This is a genomic window from Polaribacter sp. 20A6, from assembly GCF_011378915.1.
Lineage (GTDB): Bacteria > Bacteroidota > Bacteroidia > Flavobacteriales > Flavobacteriaceae > Polaribacter > Polaribacter sejongensis.
Genome location: NZ_WTPZ01000001.1, coordinates 143,209 through 157,917 on the forward strand (window position 1 = coordinate 143,209; position 14,709 = coordinate 157,917).

At 30.7% G+C, this 14,709-nt stretch carries 15 protein-coding genes; 3 read left to right on the top strand and 12 right to left on the bottom strand.

The window, feature by feature from the left end; genetic code table 11:
* Positions 1-23 precede the first annotated feature (23 nt).
* Genes GQS57_RS00625 through GQS57_RS00640 form a run of 4 tightly spaced genes read right to left on the bottom strand, consistent with a single transcriptional unit; the run spans position 24 to position 3,238 of the window.
* The gene (locus GQS57_RS00625) at positions 24-815 is read right to left on the bottom strand and encodes a carboxypeptidase-like regulatory domain-containing protein (RefSeq protein WP_165730215.1); all 792 of its coding nucleotides are present in this window, start codon (positions 813-815) and stop codon (positions 24-26) included.
* 9 nt (positions 816-824) lie between these two features.
* The gene (locus tag GQS57_RS00630) at positions 825-1,619 is read right to left on the bottom strand and encodes a hypothetical protein (protein ID WP_165730217.1); all 795 of its coding nucleotides are present in this window, start codon (positions 1,617-1,619) and stop codon (positions 825-827) included.
* Positions 1,620-1,630: 11 nt separating this feature from the next.
* Positions 1,631-2,443, bottom strand: coding sequence for a hypothetical protein (locus GQS57_RS00635; protein WP_165730219.1), 813 nt, complete (start codon positions 2,441-2,443; stop codon positions 1,631-1,633).
* Positions 2,444-2,455: 12 nt separating this feature from the next.
* Complete coding sequence (locus GQS57_RS00640) at positions 2,456-3,238, bottom strand: carboxypeptidase-like regulatory domain-containing protein (protein WP_165730221.1); 783 nt, start codon at positions 3,236-3,238, stop codon at positions 2,456-2,458.
* Positions 3,239-3,331: 93 nt separating this feature from the next.
* Between GQS57_RS00640 and pepE the strand changes: the two genes are divergently transcribed.
* Positions 3,332-4,033, top strand: coding sequence for a dipeptidase PepE (pepE, locus tag GQS57_RS00645; RefSeq protein WP_165730223.1), 702 nt, complete (start codon positions 3,332-3,334; stop codon positions 4,031-4,033).
* Positions 4,034-4,037: 4 nt separating this feature from the next.
* On the opposite strand, the gene GQS57_RS00650 is transcribed toward pepE, so the two are convergent.
* The 8 genes from GQS57_RS00650 to tpx all read right to left on the bottom strand — a co-directional run bounded on the left by GQS57_RS00650 (position 4,038) and on the right by tpx (position 12,376).
* A complete protein-coding gene (locus GQS57_RS00650; RefSeq protein ID WP_165730225.1) occupies positions 4,038-4,772 on the bottom strand; it encodes an SDR family oxidoreductase in 735 nt (244 codons plus the stop codon).
* Positions 4,773-4,836: 64 nt separating this feature from the next.
* On the bottom strand, positions 4,837-5,439 hold the full coding sequence (locus GQS57_RS00655) for a TetR/AcrR family transcriptional regulator (RefSeq protein ID WP_165730227.1): 603 nt from the start codon (positions 5,437-5,439) through the stop codon (positions 4,837-4,839).
* A 165-nt stretch (positions 5,440-5,604) separates the two neighbouring features.
* Entirely contained in the window at positions 5,605-6,750 is a 1,146-nt protein-coding gene (ribB, locus tag GQS57_RS00660; RefSeq protein WP_165730229.1) for a 3,4-dihydroxy-2-butanone-4-phosphate synthase, read from the bottom strand.
* Between the two features lie 6 nt (positions 6,751-6,756).
* Positions 6,757-8,220 (bottom strand): LptF/LptG family permease, encoded by a 1,464-nt coding sequence (locus GQS57_RS00665; RefSeq protein ID WP_165730231.1) that lies wholly within the window; start codon positions 8,218-8,220, stop codon positions 6,757-6,759.
* 62 nt (positions 8,221-8,282) lie between these two features.
* Entirely contained in the window at positions 8,283-8,939 is a 657-nt protein-coding gene (locus tag GQS57_RS00670) for an outer membrane lipoprotein carrier protein LolA (RefSeq protein ID WP_165730233.1), read from the bottom strand.
* Between the two features lie 37 nt (positions 8,940-8,976).
* A complete protein-coding gene (locus tag GQS57_RS00675; RefSeq protein WP_165730235.1) occupies positions 8,977-11,451 on the bottom strand; it encodes a DNA translocase FtsK in 2,475 nt (824 codons plus the stop codon).
* Between the two features lie 43 nt (positions 11,452-11,494).
* Positions 11,495-11,875: a diacylglycerol kinase family protein gene (locus GQS57_RS00680; protein ID WP_165730237.1), complete on the bottom strand. Its 381-nt coding sequence runs from the start codon at positions 11,873-11,875 to the stop codon at positions 11,495-11,497.
* Between the two features lie 3 nt (positions 11,876-11,878).
* Positions 11,879-12,376 (bottom strand): thiol peroxidase, encoded by a 498-nt coding sequence (gene tpx / locus GQS57_RS00685; protein ID WP_165730239.1) that lies wholly within the window; start codon positions 12,374-12,376, stop codon positions 11,879-11,881.
* 167 nt (positions 12,377-12,543) lie between these two features.
* Here tpx and GQS57_RS00690 point away from each other — a divergent pair, with 167 nt between their 5' ends.
* Both GQS57_RS00690 and GQS57_RS00695 read left to right on the top strand, forming a co-directional pair.
* Positions 12,544-13,113, top strand: coding sequence for a fasciclin domain-containing protein (locus GQS57_RS00690; RefSeq protein ID WP_165730241.1), 570 nt, complete (start codon positions 12,544-12,546; stop codon positions 13,111-13,113).
* A 131-nt stretch (positions 13,114-13,244) separates the two neighbouring features.
* A complete protein-coding gene (locus GQS57_RS00695) occupies positions 13,245-14,621 on the top strand; it encodes an MATE family efflux transporter (protein WP_368855176.1) in 1,377 nt (458 codons plus the stop codon).
* Positions 14,622-14,709: the final 88 nt, after the last annotated feature.

Sequence of the window (14,709 nt, forward strand, 5' to 3'; positions counted from 1 at the left end):
TTAAAATCAATTATTTTGGCAAATTACTCTTTTTTTATGATTTGTAAATAGGGAACACTTTCTTTCTGAAATATTTTGATGAGTTCTAAAATTTCACCTTCATTATAAAGTTTTTCGATGCCCATTGAGTTACAGTAATCTAGAAAATGAAAATAATTGTCTTTGGGTATCTTTAATTCTTGGAAGAAAAATTGTTCACCAAGTTCTGATAATATTTTATCGGGAACTGCTTTTTTACGATTCAATTCTTTACGTAATATGCTTTCTTTGTTCTTAAAAGGTATTGTTATTTTAGTACCAACACCTCCAAACCTTTGTGTAGGGTCTGTTTCTACTTTTTGTGGTCTTACTCTTTTGTCTATATAATCATCTTCTTCAGCTCGTTTTAAATTTACGTTAGAAAAATCCATAACATTTCTTAATAAAGAGTCTCTTTTATTTGTGGGCACTTCCTTTAAATCAATTCCTAATCGTCCTGTTAAATTGTGTTTTTTTAGTTCAAATTCATCTAAAACATAAGTAGTGGGTTTTAGTTTTATAATGATTTTCTTATTGTTGATATTTTGTTTCGTTGCATAAAAGGTTTCTGTAACGTACTGTATCGATGAAATACGTAAAGAGTCTCCTTGCGAAACATAAATTCTAAAAGTACCGTCATCCGAAGAAAAAGTACCTTGGTTTGTTTTTAGGTTTATAATATTTGCATTTTTAATGATGCCTAAAGAATCTACTACTTTTCCATTAATCAGTATTTGTTGCGCTAAAGAATTAGAAGCTAAAATGAATACATAAAGTTGAAGTAGTTTTACAAGCATAGAAAAAAATTACTCCTTATTTATGATTTGTAAATAAGGCACACTTTCTTTCTGAAATATTTTAATAAGTTCTAAAACATTACCTTCTTTGTGAAGACCTTCTATACCTAAAGGATTGCAGTATTCCAGAAAATGAAAGTAATTGTCTTTCGGGATTTTTAATTCTTCAAAGAAAAATGGTTCACCAAGTTCTATGAGTATTTTATCTGGAACAGCTTTTTTACGATTCAACTCTTTACGTAATAGTAAATCTTTAAATTTAAAAGGAATTGAAGCGCTGCCGCCGGCACCGCCAAATGAATTTGCAACTGTGTTAACAATTGGAGGTTTCATTCTTATGTTAGCATCAATTCTTGTGTCTACGAGTTTAAAATCTACTTTAGAAAAATCTAAGGTTTTTTGTAACAAAGAATCTTTTCTATCTGTTGGTACGTCTTTTATATCGACACCTAATCTTCCTATTAAATGATGTTTTTTTAATTCAAATTCATCTAAAACAAACGTATTTGTTCCCAATCTAGTGGTCATAAATTTATTGTTGATAATCTCTTTGCTTATTCTAAGTTTTCTGGTAATGTGCTGCACAGACGAAATTTGTAAAGAATCTCCTTCTTTAGCATAGATTCTAAACACGCCATCATCCGAAGAAAAAGTACCTTTATTAGTCTTTAGGTTAATGATGTTTACATTCTTGACAGTACCTAAAGAGTCTACAACTTTACCGGAAATTAAGGTTTGCCTTTCTTGGGATAAAGAGGTGCATGTTACAAAAAACAATAAAAATTGAAGTAGTTTTTTTTCCATGCACGCCTGTTTTATTCTTCTTTTATGATTTCTAAATACGGGATACTTTCTTTCTGAAATATTTCTATAAGTTTTAAAACTTTATTTTCGTTATATATTTTATCGAGATCTAAATAATCACAATAATCTAAAAAATGATGATACTTCTCCTTAGGGATTTTTAATTTTTCAAAGAAGAAATCTTCACCAAGTTCTAGTAATATTTTGTTTCCCAATGCTCTCTTACGATCTAACTTTTCATCAAGTAATCTTGATTTTTCGAATTTTTTAGAAGAAAAAAGTCCACCTATCAGTCCTGCTGCATCAATTCCTGAATAAGAATTAGCAACCGTATTTACTACTTTAGATTTTGCTCTGTCATTTGCATCAATTCTATGGTCTTTCAACGAGAAGTCTACATTAGAAAAATCCATATTACTTTTTAATAAAGCGTATTTTTCTTCAGTAGGTATACTCTTAACATCTACCGCCAATCTACCGATTAAGTCATGTCTTTTTAATTCGAATGCATCCAAAACATAGGTATTTGGTTTTAGTATAACAATAAGCGCTTTATTTTCTATAATTTGCTGAGTAATCTTTATCCTTTGGGTGATGTGTTGGATGGATGAAATTCTTAAAGTATCTCCTTTTTTAGCATAGATTTGAAAACGCCCAGCATCCGAAGAAAATGTACCTTGATTGGTATTTAGATTGATAATATTGGCGTTTTTTACAATGCCAAGAGAATCTAAAATTCTACTAGAAATTAACGTCCCATTATTTTGAGACAAAGAGGGGAGTGTTATAACAAATAAAAAAATAGTAAGTAGTTTTTTTTCCATTCAATAGGGTTATTATTGGTTTGTTAAATATAGTTCTTCCTCAACTACTCGTTTAGGAAATAGTTTGCTTTCCCTCATTAATAAGTTTAGCACATCTAATTTGTTTTCTCTCTTAAATACGCGAATTATATTTTTATCAATACAGTCATTTAAAAACTGATTGATATAGATTTTTTCAATTTTTAAGTCTGTAATAAAAAAGTCATCCGTAAAATAGTCTCTTACCTTTTTAAGTTCAGTATCTTCTAAAGCCATCTCCTTTAGTTGTTTTTCCCTTTTTGCATTTCCGTTTAATATATTTATTAAATTGTCTAAATTAACAGAAGCTCCAGATTGAAATTTTACGATAGATTTATCTTCCTTTGCTTTTACATTAGCATAAGGTAAATTTAAGGCTTTTGCGTCTACGACGATACCATTATTAGGAAGTATTTCTGGATCTTGGTAAAAAATACTACGTTGTTTCTCTAGTACCATTTCTTTTAAAACAACCGTTTCTTCTTCTAATGGAATGCTTATTTTTTTAGTTGAAAGCATTTTGTCTGTAATAACAATATGCTTGTCTATATATTTTAAATGAGAGTAATATAAAGTATCACCTACTTTAACTGGTATTTCAAAAAAACCATTGGTATTGGTAATCGTACCACTACTTGTATTCTGGTTAATGATATGAACATCTGGAATAGTCAAACTATCTAAGACAGTTTTACCAGTTAGGTTCGTTCTTTTTTCTTGAGCTTCTAAGGATAGAAAACTTATAAAAAAGGCAAGAAAAGTAATTGCTTTTGACATTAATACAAAGTAAAGAAATACGTGTCTTAAAACTCTATTAAGAGAATTGTAAACTTGTGTTAAAATGAATAGTTAAATTCTTATTTTTGGACTATGAAAAAAATGATTATTGCAAGTACATCAACAGTACACGGAAGTAGCTATTTAGAATATTTATTACCTACTCTAAAAACACATTTTAACGGAGTAAAACAATTACTATTTATTCCGTATGCAAGACCAAGCGGAATTAGTTATGACGATTATACTACAATAGCAAAAAATGCTTTTTCTATTATTAATATTGATGTAAAAGGTATTCACGAATTTGAAAATGCTAAGGAAGCAATTCAGGATTCTGAAGGTATTTTTACAGGAGGAGGAAACACCTTTGAGTTGGTGAATCAATTGTACAAAAATGATGTATTATCAACGTTAAAGCAAGTGTTAGATAATGGTACACCTTATTTAGGCACAAGTGCCGGAAGTAATATTTGTGGTCTAAATATGAAGAACACCAATGATATGCCAATTGTGTATCCACCAAGTTTTACAACTTTAGGTTGTATCCCTTTTAATATAAATGCACATTATTTAGATCCTATAGAAGGTTCTACTCACATGGGAGAAACGAGAGAAACGCGTATCAAAGAATTTCATGTTTTTAACGAAGCTGCTGTTTTGGGATTACGTGAAGGAAGTTGGTTAGAAGTGGTAGATGAATCTGTTTTTTTAAGAGGTAAATTGACTGCTCGTTTGTTTGAACAAAATAAGCAGCCAATTGAATTAAAAAGCGGGGGATTAATTAATTTTTAATTGTTTATACCATAGCGCCGTTTGCACCAATAACTTGACCAGAAACCCATTTAGAATCTTCGCTTGCTAAAAATAATGCGACTCTAGCAATATCTATAGGTTTTGCTAATCTGTTAAAAGCATTCATAGAACTTAATTGTTCTATAAATTCTGTTGATTTTCCTTCTAAAAATAATTCTGTTTCAGTTGGGCCAGGAGCTAATGCGTTTACAGAAATTCCTCTACCGATTTCTTTAGAAAAAACACGTGATATTTGTTCTACCGCAGCTTTTGTAGCAGAGTAAATAGCGTAGGTTGGTAACATTAATTTTACGGTGCTAGAAGAGATGTTAATGATATTACCATTATCAGCAAGTTTACTTTCTGCTTCTTGTAAAGTATTATACAAGCCTTTTACATTTATGTTAAAATGGGTATCGAAATCTTGTTCGGTAATGTCTTTTAATTTCTTAGATTTCATAACACCTGCATTGTTAACTAACACATCTATTTTGCCGTAGACCTCAATGGTTTTATCAAATAGATGTGTTACTTCTTTTCTGATACTAACATCTGCTTTTATTGCTATTGCTTCTCCGCCGTTGGCGATGATCGTTTTTACGGTCTCATTCGCTTCAGTTTCACTGCTGGAGTAATTTACAATTACTTTAGCCTTATTTTCTGCGAATAATATTGCCATCTCTTTCCCGATTCCTTTAGAGGAACCTGTTATAATAGCTACTTTATTTTTTAGTTTCATTTTTTTAATTTTTTATTAATTATTAATTAAAAGATACTATGTGGTGTTTTTTTATGAAAATAAATCAGACTTTAATTTGATTGATATAAGCTGATAAACCAAACGTATATTGGTCAAGAATATCATCGTTGTCATATAGCTTTCGTATTCCTCTAATGCCTTCAAAAGCACTAATTAAATATATAGCTGTAGCCTCACTAGAAATGGATTGTAGAATACTATTTTCTTTTTTTCCTCTTTCAATTAAATGTATCAATGCAGATTTCCATTCTTCAACAATATTCTTTAAAGCAATTTGATAGATTTTTTCAGAGTCTCCAACTTCATTTATAAAGTTATTCATTGGACAGCCAGATTGCTTTTCATCTAAAGGGAAAGATTTAATTCTGTCTAAAAAAGTCTGTTTTAAAATATCTATGGCATTGCCAGGGTTGTAGAGTGGAGAGATCATTCCTTCATAAACTCTTTTTTGAATTTTAAGTTTGATAACAGCAAGACCTAATTCTTTTTTATTTTTGTAATGATGATAGAAAGCACCTTTGGTAAGTTGAGTTTTTACCATTATTTTATCGACACTAGTTGTTTTAAAACCGTCTTTATAAAATAATTTAAAGGATTCATCGAGAATTAATTGTTTTGTAAATTCCGACTTTTGTTTCTGTAACATAAATCAAAGTTAATAAAAAATACTAAGTAGTATGTTTTATTAACTTTAATTAACACTTAACTTATTCTAATGGAAATCAAATATCCTCTAGGTTGCGCCTAGAGGATATTTGATTTCAAAAAAAAAATATTAAAAAATGTTGATTTATAAAATAGGGGTAAAGGATTAGTACCCTACATAATCTACAATTTCTAAACCATAACCAATCATACCAACACGTTTTGTTTGTTGTGTATTTGTAATTAGTTTTAATTGACGGATGTTTAAATCGTGTAAAATTTGAGCACCAATTCCGAAATCTTTATTGTCCATTTTAATTTCTGGAGCTTTAATATTTCCGTTTTTTTGATTCTCTTTTAGAGTAGCCAATCTACTCAATAAGTTTTGAGATTGATTTTGTTGATTTACAAATATAATAGCTCCTTTTCCTTCATCATTAATCACCTGAAACATTTGGTCTAGTTTCTTGTCGGCATTATTGGTTAAGGTTCCTAAAATATCATTATTTACTAAAGTAGAATTTACTCTCGTTAAGATTGCTTCGTCTTTAGACCAAGAACCTTTTGTTAATGCAATATGAACTTGGTTATTGGTAGTTTGTTGATATGCTCTTAATCTAAAATCGCCAAATCTAGTTTGTAAATTAAAATCTTCTTTTATTTCAATTAAAGAATCGTGCTCCATTCTGTAAGCTACTAAATCTTCTATAGAAACAATTTTAATATCAAACTTTTTAGCAACTTCTAACAATTGAGGTAAACGTGCCATGGTACCATCCTCGTTCATGATTTCTACAATAACACCAGCTGGCTGTAAACCTGCCAAACGAGCAAAATCTATAGCCGCTTCTGTATGGCCTGTTCTTCTTAAAACACCACCTTCTTTAGCAATTAATGGAAAAATATGACCAGGTCTTGCTAAATCAAAAGACTTGGTGTCTTTATCTACCAATGCTTTTATAGTTAAAGCTCTATCTCCGGCAGAAATACCAGTTGTAACTCCTTTACCACGTAAGTCTACAGAAACCGTAAAAGCCGTTTCCATTGGGTCTGTGTTGTTATTCACCATAACGTGTAAGTCTAGTTCTTTACAACGTTTTTCTGTTAAAGGAGCACATATTAATCCTCTACCATGTGTTGCCATGAAATTAATCATTTCTGGCGTCACTTTCTCTGCTGCAGCTAAAAAATCTCCTTCATTTTCTCTATTTTCATCATCTACAACAATAATAATTTTACCGTTTCTTATGTCTTCAATTGCTGCTGAAATTGAATTTAACTCTGTACTTTTTTTAGTGTTTTGAACAGTCATAATATCTTATGCTTCTTTTTTTGTAAATATTTTTTTAAAAAAATTGATAATAGGTTGCGTAATAGCATCCATATTAAAAATCCCTTTGTCTCGTGTAGCTCTTCTTGTTAAAATAATACCAATTGGAACCATAATAAAAGCAGATGACCAAGAACCTAAAAAGGAGGTGACCTTACTTTCTTCTGCTAAATTTTTACCAAACGTATTGCTAAAGAAGTAGGTTACGTAAATGGCAATAGCTAATATCATAGGCAAACCAAAACCACCTTTTCTAATAATTGAGCCTAATGGTGCACCTATAAAAAAGAGAATTAAACAAGATAACGAAAATGAAATTCTGTTATAATACTCTGTGTCGAAAAAATTTAGATTTTTTCTTTTGTATTTAATGGAAGTTTGACCATTTTTTATAGAGCTTAACGTACGTTCTGTTTTTGTAGTGGCAGAGTTTAGAATATTAATTTTAGATTGTAAGTCAAAGTTTTCTAGGACGTCAATATCTATGTTTTCTGTTTTTAATGAATCTGGGTACTGGTATAAGTCTCTTGCAACTACAGTGGAATATAAGTTCTTAGATTTTAGCAATAAAGCTTCATCATAGCTTGCTTTTAAATCTGGTATGGTGTCGCTTAATTGATTTAAACTAAGCATCATAAAGTTTTTGGTATGGTCTGTTTTACTTAGATCATCGTCTCCGGTAACGGAAGAAATATCTATGTTAAACTCGTACTCTTTAAAGGTGGCATTAGAAGCTGCCATCTTTTTCCTTTGTAAATTTGTTTTAGCCGTTTTTACGTGTTCTTGATAGTAGTAACCATCGTAGAGAATAAAAGTCATATATCTACTTCCTTCTTCCGAGATAATCTTACCACTTTCTGCTGTAATTACTTTTTGGTTCCCTTTTCCGGCAGTTAAATCGTAAATTAATACTTTTTTTAATAAACTTACTTCTTTTCCGTCTTTACCTTCTTCATCAAATTTTTCATCAAATTTAATTTGAAAACCAGGAAGATCACTGTTAAAACTTCCAGGTACTAATGCTAGTGCTGGTTGTTTCTTTTTTATATTTAAGTATAAATTCTTCTGCTTTAAAACGGCATAAGGATAAATGTTGTTTAAAAACAAGAAGTTAACTCCACTAAGAATTAGTGTTAAAAATACTAAAGGTCTTACCAAACGCTGTAGCGAAATACCTGCAGATTTTGCTGCTGCAAACTCGTAATTTTCACCTAAAGTACCCAATGCCATAATGGAAGACAAAAGGACTCCAATAGGCAATGCTTGTGGTGTAATAATTAAGGTAGAGTAGTATAAGAACTTTAAGATAAAAGGCAAGCTAATTCCTTTACCAGCAATGTTTTCGAAGGTTTGCCATAAAACTTGCATCACCAAAACAAAAAGCACGATTAGAAACGTAGCTATAAAAGGAACTAAAAAGGTTTTTAGGATGTATCTATCTAAAATTTTCATCTCGGCAAAAGTAGTTTCTTATGATGAAATAAGCTACTAAATTTCTGTTAATTGGAAAATTATTAATCTATTGAGAACTTTAGCTTTTTGTATTTTGCCTCATCAAAAGAAAAATGCGAACTCGGCAGGTTTTGGTTGCTTTTAAATTCATTAATAGTAAAGGTTGTTTTAGAACCGTTAGAACCTGTCTGAATCAACTTATAAATGTGCTTTGTTTTTGCATCGATTGCCAATTCTACTTTTACAATATCAGAAGTGCTATCTATTGGGCTTAAGGTAACTAGTTGAATTTTTCTACCGTTTAAGTTTTTTAAATTTCCCATTTCAAAATTATAACCTTCTTTGTAAAAAGTTAATAATTTAGAAGGGTAAATAAAACCATCATCACCACTCATATCACCATCTGTAACAGTAATTTCTTTTTCGTCATTATTAATTACATACAGTTTTTTTCCGTCAAAAATAAATTGATTTCCTAAGTAATTAAGGCTATATTTTTCTCCGGATAGTGCAATTTTTCCTCTAATTGGTGGTTCATCACCTTCCATGATACCTGCGTCTTCGTTGCTTAAGGTTTGACTAAAGCTAATAGACATGTTTTTATAAGCTCCCATGGTAGTAGAAACTTCATCTAAAAGAGATTTTGCTTTTTCTGCATTTTGAGAAAAAGTGATCGTTGTTAAAAATAAACTTAAAAATAAAATAGTTACTTTTTTCATAATTATAAATCTTATCATCTCGATTGTAATCGAGAGACTATTGGTTCTTTTCGTTTTCTAATAATTGCTCTAAGGCTATAAAATCTGGAACTAACACTTGTCTTGCTTTACTTCCTTCAAAACCACCTACAATACCGGCAGCTTCTAACTGATCTATTAATCTACCAGCTCTATTATACCCTAATTTTAATTTCCTTTGCAATAGAGAGGCAGATCCTTGTTGCGCCGTAACAATAATTTCTGCGGCATCTTTAAAGAGTTTGTCTCTATCGGAAATATCTATATCAAGACTCGTGCCACTTTCATCATCTACGTATTCTGGTAATTGATACGCTTCTGCATAGGCTTTTTGAGAACCAATAAAATCTGTAATTTTTTCTACTTCTGGCGTGTCTACAAAGGCACATTGTATTCTACTAAGATTGTTTCCTGCTGTATATAGTAAATCTCCACGACCAATTAATTGATCTGCTCCACCGGCATCTAAAATTGTTCTAGAATCTATTTTAGAAGTTACTCTAAATGCAATTCTTGCAGGGAAATTTGCCTTAATAATACCTGTAATTACGTTTACAGAAGGTCTTTGTGTTGCTACAATTAAATGAATACCAATTGCTCTAGCAAGCTGTGCTAAACGTGCAATAGGAGTTTCTACTTCCTTACCAGCCGTCATAATTAAATCTGCAAACTCATCAATAACCAAAACAATGTATGGTAAAAATTGATGTCCGTCATTAGGATTTAACTTACGTTGTTTAAACTTGGCGTTGTATTCTTTAATATTACGAACCATTGCTGCTTTTAACAAATCGTAACGATTATCCATCTCTATACAAAGAGAATTTAAGGTATGTACAACTTTAGTCGTGTCTGTAATAATAGCTTCTTCTACGTCTGGTAATTTGGCTAAATAATGACGTTCTATTTTATTGAATAAAGTAAGTTCTACTTTCTTTGGGTCTACTAAAATAAATTTTACTTCTGCAGGATGTTTTTTATACAACAGTGATGTTAACACTGCATTCAATCCAACAGATTTACCTTGACCGGTTGCACCCGCCATTAATAAGTGAGGCATTTTAGCTAAATCTACCACAAAAGTTTCGTTAGAAATGGTTTTCCCTAAAGCAATAGGTAATTCCATAGTAGATTCTTGAAATTTCTTTGATGAAATTACAGAATGCATAGAAACGATGGTCGATTTTTTATTAGGTACTTCTATACCAATAGTTCCTTTACCAGGGATAGGAGCAATAATTCTAATTCCTAAGGCAGATAAAGAAAGTGCAATATCATCTTCTAAATTTTTAATTTTAGAAATTCTAATTCCTGCTTCAGGTACAATTTCATACAGTGTAATGGTTGGCCCTACAGTTGCTTTTATTTCTGCAATCCCAATTTTGTAGTTCTTTAAAGTGTCTACAATTCTATCTTTATTAGCTTCTAATTCTTCTGGATCTATAGAAATAGATTCATTGTATTGTTTTAAAAGGTTGAATGTTGGGAATTTGAAATTTCCTAATTCTAGAGTAGGGTCAAACTCACCAAAATCTTTTACCAATTGATTGGATAAATTTTCTGTAGAGTGTTCTTCATCTCTTCCAATAGCAACATCAATCTCTACATCTATTTCTACCTCTTTTTCTTCTTCTTTCGCTATTTCAGTTTTTAATACAGGGCCAGTATTTTTTTCTGTGTTTAAAGAAATTTCTTCCTTTTTAGAAGTTACATCAGAATATTTAGAAATTGTTGGTTGTTTTTTTTCTAAAGATAATTCTACAACAGATTTTTCTTTCTGATCAGTTTTTAAAGGTACCGTTTCTGTTTTTTCTACAGTTTTTACTGGTGTAACGGTTTCTTGTGTTGTTCCATTAAAAACCTCTTCTTCTGCTTTTCTAGCTTCTCTTTCTTCTCGTTTTAATTTTAAGGTTTCTATGTGCTTGTCAAAAGTAACTTTATAACGTAAAACTAAATAAGCAATAAAAAAGAAGGTTAAAAGAATGACCAAACCAGTTTTACCTATAAAGGCTTGTAAAAACTCATTAATTTCATAACCAATAACACCAGATAACAATGCGTACTTGTCATATGCAAAACCTAACGTTATAGAAATCCATATCATTACCAAAAGAGACCAGTTCCAAGAAATTATTAGTGAAGAGAATTTCTTTTTAAAAAGGATATACCAACCTGTTAAAAGTATTTGAAACGCGACTATAAAAGCTGCTATTCCAACTCCAGAGTAGATGAAAAAGTTACTTAAATTAGCACCAATTTTTCCCAGTAAATTTTTGCTTCTAACTGTTTTATCTGCAAATTCTTTAAGTATGCTTTGATCTTCTTGCCAATTAAAGAAAAAAGAAATAAAAGCAATACAAAGAAAAAATGAAAATAAAATTAAGAAAGATCCTAAAATTGTCTTTGCTTGTCTTGTTTTAAAATATGCAAAAATACTCGGTTTTTGTTCCGAAGAATTTAAGGGTTTTTTTGAACTTGTTCTTCTCTTAGCCATTAATAATTTTTGGTCGTTTTTAGCAGTAAATAAAAAAAATCACCTAAAATAACAACGTTATTTTAGGGATGTATATAAAACCTGCAATAATTAATGAAGTAAAAGCTGCAAAGCTTGGTGCGCCTGCAGCTATATCTTTAATAAAACCTATTTTCTCGTGATAATCTGGGTGTACAAAATCTGCCACTTTTTCTATAGCAGTGTTTAAAGCTTCTGCCACTAAAACGAGGCCGATAACGATAAACTGAAACATCCATTCTATATTAGAAATGTTAAAATAAAAACCTAAAATAGTAGCAAGTACAGCAACAAAAAGTTGTGCTTTTATGCTGTCTTCTGTAGTCATTAAAAGCCACATGCCTCTTAAGGCAAACTTAAAACTACGAAGTCTTCCTCTTATAAAGCTATCATTAGGATTCTTCATAAATTAAATTGCGTTTAAAGCAGCTGTATAATTAGGCTCGTCAACAATTTCAGAAACTTGTTCTGTATACGCAACGTTTCCGTTTTCATCGATAATAACAATAGATCTAGAATGTAAATGTGCTAAAGGACCATCTGCAATTTCTAATTCGTAAGATTTTCCGAAGTTACCATCAGCAAAATCAGATAACATTACTACATTATCAATACCTTCTGCACCACAAAAACGAGCTTGAGCAAATGGTAAATCTTTAGAAACACATAAAACAACTGTATTTTCTAAATCTGCCGCTTTTTTATTAAATTCTCTAACAGACGTAGCACAAGTACCTGTATCTACACTAGGAAAAATATTTAAAATTACCTTTTTACCAGCAAAATCTGATAAACTTTTTTGAGATAAATCTACTGCAGTTAGTTTAAAATCAGCTGCTTTAGTTCCTGTTTCAGGTAAGTTACCAATTGTATTTATTGCGTTTCCTTTTAATGTGATATTTGCCATTTTTGTATGTTTTTAGTATGTTTTTTAGAACTTCAAAAGTAATGATAATTAAATTATTTATGGAAATATTCTTGTGATTCATTTTATTTTTAAATTTATTTTAAAACCGTAACTAAAAAAATCTCGTAGATATGTTGAACACAAATTATTAATTTAAATATCAAATTATGAAAACCTTAAATTTTTTTAAAGTAACAGTTTTAATGCTTAGTTTAGTTGTTAGTCAAAATTTTAGTGCACAAGAAAAAACAAAAATGGTGGGTGGAGCAGAAATGTACCCTTCTAAAAATATTGTAGAAAATGCAGTAAACTCTAAAGACCATACTACATTAGTTGCAGCCGTAAAAGCAGCAGAATTGGTAGACGTATTAACTAGTGAAGGACCTTTTACTGTTTTTGCACCTACCAATAAAGCGTTTGATATGTTGCCAGAAGGTACCGTAAGTACTTTGTTAAAGGCAGAAAATAAAACGAAATTACAAACAATTTTAAAATACCACGTTGTTGCAGGTAAATGGAATGCAAAGCAAATTGTAGCCTTAATTAAAAAAGGAAACGGTAAAGCTGCAATTAAAACAGTAAGCGGAGGAACCATTACTGCTTGGATGAAAGGAAAAAACGTTTATATTTCTGATGAAAACGGAGGGAAAGCTAAAGTAACTATTGCAGATGTAAACCAATCTAACGGAGTTATACATGTAATTGATGCTGTTTTATTGCCAAAACCAGCAATGTAAAAAACTGTATTTATTAGTCTTAAAAATCCACTTTGAAAAAAGTGGGTTTTTTGTATTTTTATTTTACAGATAGCAACGATTTATTCTAATTACAAGTTGTATTTTTGCACTCCGTAAAAAGAACAATACACGTGAATATTTCTCAATATACATCAGAATTTAAATACAACTGGAAGCTTGCAGCACCAGTAATGTTAGGTATGCTTGGGCATACATTTGTAAGTTTTATAGATAATATAATGGTTGGCCAAATGGGAACAGCAGAATTAGCTGCGGTTTCTTTGGGTAATAGTTTTATGTTTATCGCCATGTCTATAGGTATTGGTTTTTCTACAGCGATTACACCTTTAATTGCAGAAGCAGATTCATCCGATAATCTAAAACAAGCAAAAGCTACGTATAAAAGTGGTTTGTTTTTATGTACTACCTTAGGTATTGTCTTATTTGCTGGCGTCTATTTCTCTAAGCCGTTAATGTATTTAATGAAACAACCCAAAGAAGTGGTAGAGTTGGCAATTCCGTATTTAGATTTGGTTGCTTTTTCATTAATTCCTTTGGTTATTTTTCAAGCAATTAAGCAGTTTAGTGATGGGCTATCTATGACGAAATACCCAATGTATGCAGCGTTAATTGCAAATGTTATAAACATTGTTTTAAACTATTTATTAATTTTTGGAAAATTTGGTTTTCCAGAAATGGGAATTATTGGTGCAGCGTATGGTACGTTAATTTCTAGAGTTGTAATGGTGCTTTACTTGTGGTTATTGCTGCGTTATAAAGAAAGATCTGCAGAAATAGTAAGAAATATAAAATTCTTTGTTTTAGATGTTCTAACGATAAAAAAAATAGTGAATATTGGTTCTTTAAGCGCTATGCAAATGTTTTTTGAAGTTGCTATTTTTACAGCAGCAGTTTGGTTAAGTGGTTTGTTAGGGAAAAACCCACAAGCAGCAAATCAAATAGCCTTAAACTTATCTTCTATGACATTTATGGTTGCAACGGGTTTAAGTGTTGCTGCTATGGTTAGAGTAGGAAACCAAAAAGGATTACGAGATTATAAAGAATTGCGTAGAATTGCTTTTTCTATCTTTTTATTAGGAGTGTTATTAGCAGTGTTTTTTGCATTACTTTTCTTTATTTTTCATAAAAGTTTACCAATGATTTATGTAGATTTAAGTGATACTACAAATTATATAGACAATATGGAAGTAGTTTCTATTGCTTCAAATTTATTAATAGCAGCTGCATTTTTTCAAATATCAGACAGTATACAAGTTGTTTTTTTAGGAGCTTTGCGTGGTATACAAGATGTTAAGGTACCTACAATTCTTACTTTTATTTCTTATTGGGTTATCGGTTTTCCGGTTTCTTATTATTTCGGAAGCGAAGAAATGTATGGTAGTTTTGGTATTTGGTTAGGTTTGCTTGCAGGTTTAACAACAGCTTCTATTTTACTATTTATCAGATTTAATTCATTAACTTTAAAGTTGATAAAAGAGAAAAAATAATGGTGTCCCCTCGAGCGCAGTCGAGAGGTTCTTTAAATAATAAAATTAGTTCTCGACTGCGCTCGAACAGACAGCATCTATAATCAAT

Coding starts and splice junctions, on each gene's coding strand:
- GQS57_RS00680 (WP_165730237.1), bottom strand. CDS start 11,875: ATGAAGAATCCTAATGATAGCTTTATAAGAGGAAGACTTCGTAGTTTT.
- tpx (WP_165730239.1), bottom strand. CDS start 12,376: ATGGCAAATATCACATTAAAAGGAAACGCAATAAATACAATTGGTAAC.
- ribB (WP_165730229.1), bottom strand. CDS start 6,750: ATGACTGTTCAAAACACTAAAAAAAGTACAGAGTTAAATTCAATTTCA.
- GQS57_RS00690 (WP_165730241.1), top strand. CDS start 12,544: ATGAAAACCTTAAATTTTTTTAAAGTAACAGTTTTAATGCTTAGTTTA.
- GQS57_RS00635 (WP_165730219.1), bottom strand. CDS start 2,443: ATGGAAAAAAAACTACTTACTATTTTTTTATTTGTTATAACACTCCCC.
- GQS57_RS00665 (WP_165730231.1), bottom strand. CDS start 8,220: ATGAAAATTTTAGATAGATACATCCTAAAAACCTTTTTAGTTCCTTTT.
- GQS57_RS00625 (WP_165730215.1), bottom strand. CDS start 815: ATGCTTGTAAAACTACTTCAACTTTATGTATTCATTTTAGCTTCTAAT.
- GQS57_RS00675 (WP_165730235.1), bottom strand. CDS start 11,451: ATGGCTAAGAGAAGAACAAGTTCAAAAAAACCCTTAAATTCTTCGGAA.
- GQS57_RS00630 (WP_165730217.1), bottom strand. CDS start 1,619: ATGGAAAAAAAACTACTTCAATTTTTATTGTTTTTTGTAACATGCACC.
- GQS57_RS00670 (WP_165730233.1), bottom strand. CDS start 8,939: ATGAAAAAAGTAACTATTTTATTTTTAAGTTTATTTTTAACAACGATC.
- GQS57_RS00650 (WP_165730225.1), bottom strand. CDS start 4,772: ATGAAACTAAAAAATAAAGTAGCTATTATAACAGGTTCCTCTAAAGGA.
- pepE (WP_165730223.1), top strand. CDS start 3,332: ATGAAAAAAATGATTATTGCAAGTACATCAACAGTACACGGAAGTAGC.
- GQS57_RS00640 (WP_165730221.1), bottom strand. CDS start 3,238: ATGTCAAAAGCAATTACTTTTCTTGCCTTTTTTATAAGTTTTCTATCC.
- GQS57_RS00655 (WP_165730227.1), bottom strand. CDS start 5,439: ATGTTACAGAAACAAAAGTCGGAATTTACAAAACAATTAATTCTCGAT.